The organism is Serratia sp. BNK-33-b (assembly GCF_048684565.1).
GTDB classification, from domain to species: domain Bacteria; phylum Pseudomonadota; class Gammaproteobacteria; order Enterobacterales; family Enterobacteriaceae; genus Serratia; species Serratia marcescens.
This window is the reverse complement of the sequence record NZ_JBLQTZ010000001.1, coordinates 631,909-644,820: the sequence shown is the minus strand read 5'-3', so window position 1 is coordinate 644,820 and position 12,912 is coordinate 631,909. Positions and strand designations below refer to the sequence as shown.

The 12,912-nt window shown below is 57.9% G+C and carries 13 protein-coding genes; 4 read left to right on the top strand and 9 right to left on the bottom strand.

What is annotated here, in order from left to right:
* Positions 1-20: 20 nt before the first annotated feature.
* The 3 genes from ACMGGK_RS03020 to ACMGGK_RS03010 form a co-directional block, all read right to left on the bottom strand.
* Positions 21-1,301, bottom strand: a complete 1,281-nt coding sequence (locus tag ACMGGK_RS03020) for a polysaccharide deacetylase family protein (RefSeq protein ID WP_176062680.1) — start codon at positions 1,299-1,301, stop codon at positions 21-23.
* Between the two features lie 177 nt (positions 1,302-1,478).
* Positions 1,479-2,249, bottom strand: a complete 771-nt coding sequence (locus ACMGGK_RS03015) for an ABC transporter permease (RefSeq protein WP_240430109.1) — start codon at positions 2,247-2,249, stop codon at positions 1,479-1,481.
* A complete protein-coding gene (locus ACMGGK_RS03010) occupies positions 2,246-3,169 on the bottom strand; it encodes an ABC transporter ATP-binding protein (protein WP_015379030.1) in 924 nt (307 codons plus the stop codon). Before ACMGGK_RS03010 ends, ACMGGK_RS03015 begins: the two co-directional genes overlap by 4 nt.
* A gap of 210 nt (positions 3,170-3,379) precedes the next feature.
* Between ACMGGK_RS03010 and can the strand changes: the two genes are divergently transcribed.
* A complete protein-coding gene (can, locus tag ACMGGK_RS03005) occupies positions 3,380-4,036 on the top strand; it encodes a carbonate dehydratase (protein ID WP_016930066.1) in 657 nt (218 codons plus the stop codon).
* A gap of 38 nt (positions 4,037-4,074) precedes the next feature.
* Here the strand turns inward: can and hpt are convergent, their stop codons facing one another.
* From hpt to cueO, 4 genes are all read right to left on the bottom strand, one after another.
* Positions 4,075-4,611: a hypoxanthine phosphoribosyltransferase gene (gene hpt / locus ACMGGK_RS03000; protein ID WP_004937527.1), complete on the bottom strand. Its 537-nt coding sequence runs from the start codon at positions 4,609-4,611 to the stop codon at positions 4,075-4,077.
* A 90-nt stretch (positions 4,612-4,701) separates the two neighbouring features.
* Positions 4,702-4,977, bottom strand: a complete 276-nt coding sequence (locus tag ACMGGK_RS02995; RefSeq protein ID WP_049208401.1) for a type II toxin-antitoxin system RelE/ParE family toxin — start codon at positions 4,975-4,977, stop codon at positions 4,702-4,704.
* Between the two features lie 5 nt (positions 4,978-4,982).
* A complete protein-coding gene (locus tag ACMGGK_RS02990) occupies positions 4,983-5,174 on the bottom strand; it encodes a hypothetical protein (RefSeq protein WP_016930068.1) in 192 nt (63 codons plus the stop codon).
* Between the two features lie 105 nt (positions 5,175-5,279).
* Entirely contained in the window at positions 5,280-6,923 is a 1,644-nt protein-coding gene (gene cueO / locus ACMGGK_RS02985) for a multicopper oxidase CueO (protein WP_420276677.1), read from the bottom strand.
* 216 nt (positions 6,924-7,139) lie between these two features.
* Between cueO and ACMGGK_RS02980 the strand changes: the two genes are divergently transcribed.
* The 3 genes from ACMGGK_RS02980 to speD all read left to right on the top strand — a co-directional run bounded on the left by ACMGGK_RS02980 (position 7,140) and on the right by speD (position 9,298).
* Positions 7,140-7,487 (top strand): YacC family pilotin-like protein, encoded by a 348-nt coding sequence (locus tag ACMGGK_RS02980; protein ID WP_033634347.1) that lies wholly within the window; start codon positions 7,140-7,142, stop codon positions 7,485-7,487.
* 125 nt (positions 7,488-7,612) lie between these two features.
* Positions 7,613-8,476, top strand: coding sequence for a polyamine aminopropyltransferase (gene speE / locus ACMGGK_RS02975; protein WP_016930071.1), 864 nt, complete (start codon positions 7,613-7,615; stop codon positions 8,474-8,476).
* 27 nt (positions 8,477-8,503) lie between these two features.
* Positions 8,504-9,298, top strand: a complete 795-nt coding sequence (speD, locus tag ACMGGK_RS02970; RefSeq protein WP_004937510.1) for an adenosylmethionine decarboxylase — start codon at positions 8,504-8,506, stop codon at positions 9,296-9,298.
* 32 nt (positions 9,299-9,330) lie between these two features.
* Here speD and yacL read toward each other — a convergent pair whose 3' ends face one another.
* Both yacL and acnB read right to left on the bottom strand, forming a co-directional pair.
* Positions 9,331-9,693, bottom strand: a complete 363-nt coding sequence (gene yacL, locus ACMGGK_RS02965; RefSeq protein WP_016930072.1) for a protein YacL — start codon at positions 9,691-9,693, stop codon at positions 9,331-9,333.
* A 139-nt stretch (positions 9,694-9,832) separates the two neighbouring features.
* On the bottom strand, positions 9,833-12,430 hold the full coding sequence (gene acnB / locus ACMGGK_RS02960) for a bifunctional aconitate hydratase 2/2-methylisocitrate dehydratase (RefSeq protein ID WP_420276676.1): 2,598 nt from the start codon (positions 12,428-12,430) through the stop codon (positions 9,833-9,835).
* Between the last annotated feature and the right edge of the window lie 482 nt (positions 12,431-12,912).

Sequence of the window (12,912 nt, the reverse complement as noted above, 5' to 3'; positions counted from 1 at the left end):
CCTTGCGCGCCCGTTCTTCCTTATTGCACCACCACCGTGCCCGGCTTGTTGGCTATCCGATCCGCCATGGTCTGGATCGAGTCGGTGCGCAGAATATACAGCCGCTTCAGCGTATAGGGGTTATCCCCCGGCTTTACCTTGCCCTGCACCGTGGTCACCGCCAGATGGAAACCGGCGTCCTGCGCCGCCTGAATCGCCCGTTGGTTATAGCCGCCGAACGGGTAGGACAGATACAGCACGTGCGGATTGAACTGCGACAGCGCGCGGCGCGAGCGCTCAAAATCGAACTCGATATTGTGCAGCGAACGGCTCAGCAAAATCGGCTGGCGATTGCCGTCGGTGCGGTGCAGGAAATGGGTATGCGACTGCACGTCGAACACGTCCTGAATCTGCTTGAGCTCCGAGACGCTCATAAACTGCAGCGAGTCCGGGTTCCATTTCTGCGGGTGGCGTTTGATGCGCGAAGAGATGATGAACGCCGTGGCGCGGAAACCGTAATTCTTCAGCACCGGATAAGCGTAGCGATACACCGATTTCAGGCCGTCGTCAAAAGTCAGCACGATCGCCTTGCCCGGCAGGTTGATCTGATTTTTCAGGTAGGCTTCCAGCTGGTACAGCGAAATGGTGTCGTAGCCCGCCTGCTTCAGGTAGGTCATCTGGTTGCTGAACGCCACGTCTGAAGTGGTGGTCGAGGTGTGGCGGAAGCGTTTGTTCTCTTCGTTTTTCAGCAGGTGGTGGTAAGTCAGCACCGGTATGCCGTTATCGATCTCGCAGTCCAACTCATTAATGAACCCCAGCCGCTCGCCGATGTTGACCTCGTACCAGGTGTTGTTCAGGCGATCCTTCAGCTTGCCGATGATCGGATAGCGCAGGTTGCCTTCCAGCGTGCCCAAGACCTCGCTGTCCTTGTCCGCTGCGGTGTATACGTCGATCGTTTTTTGCGTGATCAGATTCTGGTTGGTCAGCGGTTTGTTCAGCTCGCCCAGATCGTCTTGCACCTTGCGCGACTTCTTCAATTCACGCACGTCGTCTTTATCGATAAAGCCGGTACCATGCCCAAATTTGAATTCGTAGTATTCCGCATCCGCCGGGAAGACTTGGATCAGTTGCCCGCGCTTCACCTCCCCTACCGGGATCACATGCTCGCCCACCAACGCATAGACTTCGCTATCGCGCTGCGCTTCCATGTATTCAGATTTAACCGCGCTGTCTTCCGACAGCAAACTAGCCAGGCTCACAGGGGAAACCAACGACATCAGAATGCCGAGCAACCCAGCCGTTAACGTGTATTGAGACCGCATGATGATGTTCTGCTTACGAGTGCGTAATGACAAAAGTGGAGGAAATGTGGAGCGCCAGCATAGCACGATTTGAACAGCGGGGAACTAGCGGTTATTTGAGCAATTCTATTGATTTACGCGCCGCCTGCGCCAAATCAAGAAAAGCGCCCCCGCCGGGAAAGCGAGGGCGCGATACGATCAGCTGCGCAGGCCGCGGCCGCGCTCGATCAGGTACCAGGACAGCAGGTAAAACACCGCGATAAATGCCACCAGCACCGCCATGGTGAACGCCAGCGGCACATCGTTGATGCCGAGGAAACCGTAGCGGAAGCCGCTGATCATATAAACGATGGGGTTCAGCTTGGACACCGCCTGCCAGAATGGCGGCAGCAGCGACAGCGAGTAGAACACCCCGCCCAGGTAAGTCAGCGGCGTCAGCACGAAGGTCGGGATCAGGCTGATGTCGTCGAAAGTGGTGGCGAACACCGCATTGATCAGCCCCGCCAGCGAGAACAGGATCGCCGTCAGCAGCAGCGTCAGCGCAATCACCCACCAGGCGTGCACCTGCAGCGGCACGAAGAACAGCGAGATGATGGTCACCAGCATGCCGACGCAGATGCCGCGCGCCACGCCGCCGCCGACATAGCCGGCGATCACCACGTGGGTCGGCACCGGCGCCACCAGCAGTTCCTCAATGTTGCGCTGAAACTTGGCGCTGAAGAACGACGAGGCGACGTTGGCATAGGAGTTGGTGATCACCGCCATCATGATAAGGCCGGGCACGATGAACTGCATGTAGCTGAAGCCGTGCATATCGCCGATGCGCGAGCCGATCAGGTTACCGAAGATGATGAAGTACAGCGTCATGGTGATCACCGGCGGCACCAGGGTCTGGATCCAGATGCGCGCGAACCGGTTTACCTCTTTGGCCCAGATGCTCTGTAAGGCCACCCAATACAAACGCGTCATGCTTTCTCTCCATTGCCGTTAACCAGGGTGACAAACAGCTCTTCCAGGCGGTTCGCCTTATTGCGCATGCTCAGCACCTGCACGCCCTGCGCGCTCAGCTGGGCGAACAGGCCGTTCAGCCCTTGCTCGCGCATCACCTCCACTTCCAGCGTCGAGGTATCCGTCAGGCGGCTGTGGTAACCGTCCAGCTTCGGCAGCGGGCTCTTCGCCGCCAGATCGAGGATGAAGGTTTCCGACTTCAGCTTGGCCAGCAGCCCCTTCATCGAGGTGTTTTCCACCAGTTCCCCGTTCTGGATGATGCCGATGTTGCGGCACAGCATCTCCGCCTCTTCCAGATAGTGGGTGGTGAGGATAATGGTGGTGCCCTGGGCGTTCAGCTCTTTCAGGAAGCCCCACATCGAGCGACGCAGCTCAATATCCACCCCGGCGGTCGGCTCATCGAGAATCAGCAGCTTCGGCTGATGCATCAACGCGCGGGCGATCATCAGGCGGCGCTTCATGCCGCCGGACAGCATGCGGGCGCGCTCGTTGCGCTTGCCCCACAGATCCAGCTGATTGAGGTATTTTTCGGCGCGCGCCATCGCTTCACGCCGCGTGACGCCGTAGTAACCCGCCTGGTTCACCACGATCTGCAACACGGTCTCGAACGGGTTGAAGTTGAACTCCTGCGGCACCAGGCCGAGCTGGCGCTTGGCGTTGACGATGTCTTTATCGATGTCGTAACCGAACACCCGCACGCTGCCGGCGGTTTTGTTCACCAGCGAGCTGATGATGCCGATGGTGGTGGACTTTCCGGCGCCGTTTGGCCCCAGCAGGGCATAAAAGTCCCCCGCTTCGACGCTCAGGTCGATGCCGCGCAGCGCCTTGACGCCACCGGCGTAAGTCTTGGTCAGCTGCGCTAATTCCAGTGCATAATTCATATGTAAAATAGTACCTTATAACGATGAGTATGCCGCCGCGCCCCTGTTTGCGAGGCTTGAAACACTAACAATAATCCTAGCATCGACGGCGTTTTCACTGCGTCGAATCCGTGCGGTAAATGAGGCTGCACCACTGTTCCGATTTCCAAATTGTGACGCTTACCCTATATTACCCCAACGCAATCTGTCCGTTACGGGTCAATCACCTTCATGAAAGAAATCGAAGAGCTTATCGCCAACAACCAGGCCTGGTCGGCCAATATCAGTCAGGAAGACCCGGAATTTTTTGAACGTTTAGCCCAGGCGCAAAAGCCCCGCTTCTTATGGATTGGTTGCTCTGACAGCCGCGTTCCCGCAGAACGCCTGACCGGCCTCGAGCCGGGTGAACTGTTCGTCCATCGCAACGTGGCGAACCTCGTGATCCACACCGATCTTAACTGCCTGTCGGTGGTGCAGTATGCGGTAGATGTGCTGGAAGTCGAACACATCATCATCTGCGGCCACCTGGGCTGCGGCGGCGTGCAGGCGGCGGTGGAAAACCCGGAGCTGGGATTGATCGACAACTGGCTGCTGCACATTCGCGATCTGTGGTACAAGCACAGCTCGCTGCTGGGCGAGCTGCCGCCGGAACAGCGTTTCGACATGCTGTGCGAGATCAACGTCATTGAACAGGTGTACAACCTGGGCCACTCCACCATCATGCAGTCCGCCTGGAAGCGCGGCCAGAAGGTGATGATCCACGGTTGGGTGTACGGCATTCAGGACGGCCGTCTGCGCGATATGGAAGTGCTGGCGACCAGCCGCGAGAGCCTGGAGATGGGCTACCGCAAAGCGATAGCCAAACTGAAGCAGGATAAAGGCGTATAACCCCGCCGCGGGCGCGGCTTGCCGCGCCCCACATCCAATTACTCGTCCAGCAGCACCACTTTGCCGACGTACGGCAGGTGACGGTAGCGCTGAGCGTAGTCGATGCCATACCCCACCACGAACTCATCCGGGATCGAGAAACCGACATATTCGACCGGCACCTGTACTTCACGGCGCTCAGGTTTGTCCAGCAAGGTGCAAATCGCCAGCGACTTCGGCCCGCGCAGCGCCAAAATCTCGCGCACTTTGTTCAGCGTGTTGCCGGAATCGATGATGTCTTCCACGATCAGCACGTCTTTGCCGCGAATGTCTTCGTCCAGATCCTTGAGGATCTTCACGTCGCGGGTGGTGGACATGCCGCTGCCGTAGCTGGAGGCGGTCATAAAGTCGACTTCGTGCGGCACCTCGATCGCGCGGCAGAGATCGGCCATGAACATGAAGGAGCCGCGCAGCAGCCCGACCAGCACCATGTCGCTGCCGCTGTCGCGGTAATGTTCGGTGATCTGGCGGCCAAGTTCGGCGATACGGGTCTTAACTTCCTGCTCGGAAATCATTACGTCTACAGTGTGTTTCATAGTATTCAGGTCAGTTGCCGGAAGAAAGGCGCAGAGTTTAGCATAGGCCGTTACGACTTGCCTCTCTCCCGGACAGGGGAGTTTTCTTTATTAAGGGTATTCCTGACGAGCGTGCAGGACACTCACTATTTCAATATGTGCAGCCAGCACGCGGTAAACCACAATGTAATTAGGATGAACAACCATTTCACGAGTCCCGTTCACCCTGCCTGGCCGGAATAGATAAGGATGTTCCGCTAACGGGATAACCGACTCTTCAATGCGTTGTAACAAAGCCTCAGCGGCAAGTGGATTTCGCTCAGCGATAAAAGCCAGCAGCGTATATAAACCCGTTTTTGCTTCGTCAGTCCATTTGACGGTTAACATAAGGGTCAGGCCGATTTTCTTTTGGCTTTCGCCTGCTCGATAATGTGACGAGCGCCGGCCATGACTTCGTCATGGGGGATACGGGAGGAGTCGCTATTGATGGAAGATTCCACAGTGCTTCTGAACCAACGATCGTAGCTATCAGCCTGCTCTTGAGTCTCAAACTCAGAAACGATGGGATCCAATTTTGTCGGCATGACGCACTCCTCAAAAGCTGATATTTTAATCAGTATAACGGCTTCCTTTCATTGAACCAAGCGGTGGCGACGCGAGCGCACCGCCACCTGAGCGATGAACCGCGATCATTCGTCGACGGTAAAGCCCATCATCATGCCGGTATCTTCGTGTTCCAACAGGTGGCAGTGGGCCATATACGCATGTTCGCTGCTTGCCGAATGATCGAAGCGTACCAGCACTTCGCTGCGCCACCCTTCGACGCGCACCGTGTCCTTCCAACCGCTGCGATGCGCCGCCGGCGGTTTGCCGTTTTCCGACAAGATACGGAACTGGGTGCCGTGAATGTGGAACGGGTGCAACATCATGTCGCCCTCACCGGAAATGGTCCATTTCTCATACTGGCCTCGTTTGGCGGCGAACATCGGCTTGGTCATATCGAAGGCCTTGCCGTTGATCATGTTGCCGTGGCTGAAGTCGAACGGTTTGGCTTTGCTCTGCGCGCCGCCGTGATCCATCCCGGCCATCTTGCCATGATCCATGCCCTTCATGTTGCCGTGGTCCATGCCCTGCATGCCGCCCTTCTCCATGCCTTTCATGTCTCCAGCGCCCGTCGCGCCATGATTCATGCTCATGCCGGCCATCGCCTGGTGGCCATAGCGATCCATCAGCGCCTGCATGCCGAGCCTATCCAGCTGCGGATCCATCATCAGCTGCAGCCAACGCTCCTGGATGCCGGTGGTGGCAGGCAATGTCGGCAGCTTCACCAGGCTGTCCGGCATGGTTTTGATACCCTGCGCCAACGACGGCTGAATGCGCAGCACCGGCAGCGGTTGATCGAACGGCGCCAACGTCATGCCCATCTGCTTCACCGGCAGCGTCACGATATCAAACGCTTTCCCGTCGGAGGCATCGACCAGCACTTCAAAGCGTTCGCCCATCAGCATCGGCAGCTCGGTCAGCTTCACCGGCTCCGCCAGGAAACCGCCGTCGCTGGCGATAACATACAGCGGACGGTTGTCACTGGCCGCCAGATTCAACGAGCGGGCGTTGCAGCCGTTGAGAAAACGCAGACGCAACCAGCCGCGCGGCGCCAGATGTTGCGGATACTGCGCGCCATTGGTGAACATGCGATCGCCAAACCAGCCCACCGCCGCGCTCATCACGTCCAGGCGGTATTCGATCTGCGCGTCTTTATCCAGCCGCTTATCCTGCAGGATCACCGGAATATCATCCTGCCCCCAGGTTTTCGGCAGCGGCAGTTTGGCGCTTTCATCGTCTTCCAGCAGTACCAACCCCGCCAGCCCCATCATCACCTGGCTGCCGGTTTTACCGTGCGTGTGCGGGTGGAACCAGCAGGTGGCCGCCGGTTGATCGACGGTGAAATTCACCGTGCGCGTCGCGCCGGGGTGGATCAGCGCCTGCGGGCCGCCATCGACGTCTCCGGGAATTTCCAGCCCGTGCCAGTGGACGGTACTGGCCTCCGCCAGGCTGTTTTTGATATCGACCGTCACCGGCTGGCCACGCTGCAGCTTCACCGCCGGCCCGAGCAGCGCGCCGTTGAATCCCCAGGTTTTGGTGGCGGCGCCGGGCAACCAGCGGGTTTCCCCCGCCTGCAGCGCCAGCGCAATCTTTCCCTGCGCGCCCGGCGTCAACAGCGGCGGTACCGGCAGGGCCGGCCGATCGGCCGCCCAAGCCGCCCGGCTCCATAACGGCAATGCGCTCGCCGCGCCCAGCGCAGCGGTTAATTTAATAAAATCACGGCGTAACATCGCTGACTCCCTTTTCTCAGTGACATAACTCAATGCCGCCAGCCTAAACCTTCCCCCAGGCGGAAGGTCAAGCCTTTCCTGGCGGTATTTTAAGCTATGCCTCACAATCAGAGAGTGTGACTGACACACGCGACGCCGGCCCGGCAGCAATAAAATTTGGTGCCTTTACAGGCAAGTGTGGTAACGTCAACAGACGACAAACAGGCCTATTTCATGATGAAAAAAACAACGTTATCGATGCTGTTGCTGGCGATGCTGGGCTTCTCCAACGCCAGTCTGGCGCTGAATGAATCCGAGGCGGAAGATCTGGCCGATCTGACGGCGGTATTTATTTATTTGAAAAATGATTGCGGCTACAACGATTTGCCAAATGTGCAAATCAAACGCGCTATCGTCTATTTCGCACAACAAAACCGCTGGGATTTGAGCAACTACAACAGCTTTAACATGAAAGCGCTGGGCGAAGACAGCTATCGCGATCTCAGCGGCATCGCCATTCCAACGCCTAAGAAGTGCAAATCGCTGGCGCGCGACTCGTTGAGCCTGCTGGCCTACGCCAACTAATTCCGCCTCTCTCCCCCACCCGCCTTTCGCTCTCTCTGTCTGAAATTCAACCGTGCATCGCCAGACAGAGTTAGCTATGATGTTGCGCCGATTTTTCATGGCTGTTATTACGGAGTTTCCCGCACATGACCCAGAAAGAAATTTGGTACGAAACGCTGCATACGGGCTTCGGCCAGTACTTCTCGGTAGAGAAGGTGCTGTACCGCGAGAAGACCGATCATCAGGATCTGGTGATCTTCGAGAACCCGGTGCTGGGGCGCGTGATGGCGCTCGACGGCGTGGTGCAAACCACCGAGCGTGACGAGTTCATCTATCACGAAATGCTGACCCACGTGCCGCTGCTGGCGCATGGCCAGGCGAAGAAAGTGCTGATCATCGGCGGCGGCGACGGCGGCATGCTGCGCGAAGTCAGCCGGCACCCTGGCGTGGAGCAGATCACCATGGTCGAGATCGACGCCGGCGTCGTCGAGTTCTGCCGCCAATACCTGCCCAACCACAGCGCCGGCGCCTATGACGATCCGCGCTTCAAGTTGGTGATCGACGACGGCGTCAACTTCGTGAATCAAACCGACGAAACGTTCGATGTGATCATCTCCGACTGCACCGATCCGATCGGCCCCGGCGAAAGCCTGTTCACCTCGGCGTTTTATGAAGGCTGCGCCCGCTGCCTGAATGAGGGCGGCATTTTCGTTGCGCAGAACGGCGTCTGCTTCCTGCAACAGGACGAGGCGGTCAACAGCCACGCCAAACTGAGCCGCTACTTTAGCGACGTCAGCTTCTATCAGGCGGCGATCCCGACCTATTACGGCGGCATCATGACCTTTGCCTGGGCGAGCCAGAACCCGGCGCTGCGCCAGCGCGATCTGCCTACCCTGCAACAGCGCTTTAACCAAAGCGGCCTACACTGCCGTTATTACAACCCGGCAATTCACGTCGGCAGCTTTGCCCTGCCGCAATATTTGCTCAATGCCCTGAACGTAACACGTTAAGCGAGAAGATAAAGGAGGTGGCCCAAATTGCATAAGCTAAAACTGCACGGCTTCAACAACCTGACCAAGAGCCTGAGTTTTTGTATTTACGATATTTGTTACGCCAAAACCGCGGACGATCGCGATGGCTATATCGCCTACATAGACGAACAATATAACGCCAACCGGCTGACCGAGATCCTGAGCGAAACCTGCTCGATCATCGGCGCCAATATTCTGAACATCGCGCGTCAGGACTACGAGCCGCAGGGCGCCAGCGTCACCATCCTGGTCAGCGAAGAGCCGATCGATCCGAAAGACGTCGATACGTCGGAACACCCAGGCCCGCTGCCGAATACGGTCGTCGCGCACCTGGACAAAAGCCATATCTGCGTACACACCTACCCGGAAAGCCATCCGGAAGGCGGGCTGTGCACCTTTCGCGCCGATATCGAGGTCTCGACCTGCGGCGTCATTTCGCCCCTCAAGGCGCTGAACTATTTAATTCACCAGCTGGAATCCGACATCGTCACCATGGACTATCGCGTGCGCGGTTTTACCCGCGACGTGAACGGCGTGAAACATTACATCGATCATGAGATCAATTCGATCCAGAACTTTATGTCGGAAGACATCAAGGCGCTGTACCACATGATGGACGTGAACGTTTACCAGGAAAATATCTTCCATACCAAGATGTTGCTGAAGGATTTCGATCTGAAGCACTACCTGTTTAACGCGGAGCCGGAGGCGTTGAGCGCCGCCGAGCGCAAGCAGATCACCGATCTGTTATGGAAAGAGATGCAGGAAATCTATTACGGCCGCAATATTCCGCATCTATGATGGAAAGGGCGCGGCACGCCGCGCCCTGATGCTTAGTACTTCAGCATGAAAGAACGATAGGCCTTCAACACCCGCAGGAAGTCCTCAACGCCGCAGAATGAGAGGCTTTCTTCATCGTAGTAGTTCATCCCCTCTTCCATTTCATCGCCCTCGAACTCCAGCTGATTGGCGCGGATCATCACTTCTTCACCGTCCATCAGCAGCGTATATTCATGGCCTTCCAGCTGCCATTGACGCTCGCTGCCTTTGACCTCGGCCGCACCGGCTTCAATCCGGTCCAGCAGGTTGAAATCGCCTTTAACTTCTTCATTGATCCAGTGGCCAATCGCTTCATGCCCCATCGAAAATCTGACGATCACCTGACCGGTGACGTCACGCAGAAATTCGTAATCCATAGCATGCCCTCCTGAGCCCTTTTTCTTAGTGTAAACATAAATGGCTGACTAACTCAGTGAGCGCTCGCAAAGTTGGCAACTGAGCAAAATAAAACGGGAGGCCAAGGCCTCCCGTTAAACAGTTGCGCAATATAGCGGCTTACACGGCGGTTTGGAAGATCACGCCGTCGGCTTTTTCGGTGTACTGGCCCAGCTGGTCAAAGTTCAGGTAGCGGTAGGTATCCGCCGCCGTCTTGTCGACCTGCGCCATATAGGTCTGGTACTCGTCCGGCGTCGGCAGGCGGCCCAGCAGGGACGCTACCGCGGCCAGTTCGGCAGACGCCAGATAGACGTTGGCGCCGGTGCCCAGACGGTTCGGGAAGTTACGGGTTGAGGTGGAAACCACCGTCGCGCCGTCCGCCACGCGCGCCTGGTTGCCCATGCACAGCGAGCAGCCCGGGATCTCGATACGCGCGCCGCTCTTGCCGAAGACGCTGTAGTAGCCTTCTTCGGTCAGCTGAGCCGCATCCATCTTGGTTGGCGGCGCCACCCACAGACGGGTCGGCAGCTGGCCCTTGTGCTGATCCAGCAGCTTGCCGGCCGCGCGGAAGTGGCCGATGTTGGTCATGCAAGAACCGATGAATACCTCATCGATTTTGCTGTTGGCCACGTCGGACAGCAGGCGCGCGTCGTCAGGATCGTTCGGCGCGCACAGGATCGGCTCTTTGATCTCGTTCAGATCGATGTCGATCACCGCCGCGTATTCCGCATCCGCATCGCCTTCCAGCAGTTGCGGATCCGCCAGCCATTTTTTCATGCCCTGAATACGGCGCTCCAGCGTACGGCGATCGCCGTAGCCTTCGGAGATCATCCACTTCAGCAGCACGATGTTGGAGTTCAGGTACTCTTCGATCGGCGCCTTGTCCAGCTTGATGGTACAACCGGCGGCGGAACGTTCGGCGGACGCATCGGTCAGCTCAAACGCCTGCTCGACCTTCAGGTCCGGCAGGCCTTCGATCTCCAGAATGCGGCCGGAGAAGATGTTTTTCTTGCCCTTCTTCTCGACGGTCAGCAGACCCTGCTGGATCGCGTAGTAAGGGATGGCGTGCACCAGATCGCGCAGGGTGATGCCCGGCTGCATTTTGCCTTTGAAGCGCACCAGCACCGACTCAGGCATATCCAGCGGCATCACGCCGGTCGCGGCGGCAAACGCCACCAGACCGGAACCGGCCGGGAAGGAGATGCCGATCGGGAAGCGGGTGTGGGAATCGCCGCCGGTGCCGACGGTGTCAGGCAGCAGCATGCGGTTCAGCCAGGAGTGGATCACGCCGTCGCCCGGACGCAGCGATACGCCGCCGCGGTTCATGATGAAGTCAGGCAGCGTGTGGTGCGTGGTCACGTCGACCGGTTTCGGGTACGCGGCGGTGTGGCAGAACGACTGCATGACCAGATCGGCGGAGAAGCCGAGGCAGGCCAGGTCTTTCAGCTCATCGCGGGTCATCGGGCCGGTGGTGTCCTGAGAGCCGACGGAGGTCATCTTCGGTTCGCAGTATTCGCCTGGGCGAATGCCGGCGACGCCGCAGGCGCGGCCGACCATTTTCTGCGCCAGCGAGAAGCCTTTGCTGCTGGCGGCTACCGGTTTGGCGATGCGGAACACGTCGCTGTGCGGCAGACCCAGCGCTTCGCGCGCCTTGGTGGTCAGGCCGCGGCCGATGATCAGCGGGATACGGCCGCCGGCGCGCACTTCATCCAACAGCACGTCGGTTTTCAGCTCGAAGTTGGCGATCAGCGCGCCGGTTTCGTGGTTGCGCACTTCACCTTTGTACGGGTAAACGTCGATCACGTCGCCCATATTCAGCTCGGACACGTCCACTTCGATCGGCAAGGCGCCGGCATCTTCCATGGTATTGAAGAAGATAGGCGCAATCTTGCCGCCCAGCACCACGCCGCCGCCACGTTTGTTCGGCACGTGCGGGATGTCGTCGCCCATGAACCACAGCACCGAGTTGGTGGCGGATTTACGGGAGGAACCGGTGCCGACCACGTCGCCGACGTAGGCCAGCGGGAAGCCTTTCTTGTTCAGCAGCTCGATCTGTTTGATCGGGCCGACGCTGCCAGGCTGATCCGGCACGATGCCTTCACGTTCGTTTTTCAGCATCGCCAGCGCGTGCAGCGGGATGTCCGGGCGCGACCAGGCGTCCGGCGCCGGAGAAAGGTCGTCGGTGTTGGTTTCGCCGGTGACTTTGAACACGGTGACGGTGATCTTTTCCGCCAGCTCAGGGCGCGACAGATACCATTCGGCGTCAGCCCAGGACTGCATGATCTGCTTGGCGTGCGGGTTGCCGGCCTTGGCCTTCTCTTCCACGTCGTAGAAGTTGTCGAACATCAGCAGCGTGTGGGACAGCGCTTTGGCGGCGATCGGCGCCAGCTTCTCGTTGTCCAGCGCTTCGATCAGCGGATGAATGTTATAGCCGCCCTGCATGGTGCCTAACAATTCAATGGCTTTCTCGGGGGTAACCAGGGGGGATGTCGCTTCACCTTTGGCGATGGCCGCCAGGAAACCTGCTTTGACGTAGGCGGCTTCGTCGACGCCCGGTGGAACACGGTTAATCAGCAGGTCTAACAGGAATTCTTCTTCGCCTTTTGGCGGATTCTTCAGTAGTTCGACCAGCGCGGCCATTTGGGTGGCGTCTAGCGGCTTAGGGGCGATGCCCTCAGCAGCACGCTCGGCTACGTGCTTACGGTATTCTTCTAGCACGACGTTCTCCTCGCTCTCATTGTCATTTATTGTGCCTGGCGTATATGCAAACCGGGTTTATACCCTTTGGGTTTCACTCTGTGGCTAGGCGATCGGCCCGTAAAGGCCCCGAAACGGTGACTGGGGCAAACAAGCGCGGTCAAACAGCGTTACAGCATGAAAGACTGATGGGTAGAGCGCACGGCGATATTGATGCCATCTATCCTGACGGGGCACTGCTGTCGATGTCCTGGACTGTAAGGTACAGTGCCCGGTTCCGCTCAGCCAGCATATCAGGATTTGAAACGGTTGTTAATTCGTTCACATAAAAGCAACATTAAATCTTTGCTGAATCGTTGAGCGCAGCGTAATCGGCTGCCGGACAAACAGGGCATTATATCCACATAATTAAAACGGATATAAGCATGAGGATCGGAATTTGGCGCAGCGGCCACAAAAAACCGTTTTGTGCATCTGGGCAAAAAAAACGGCCCCTTCTCAGG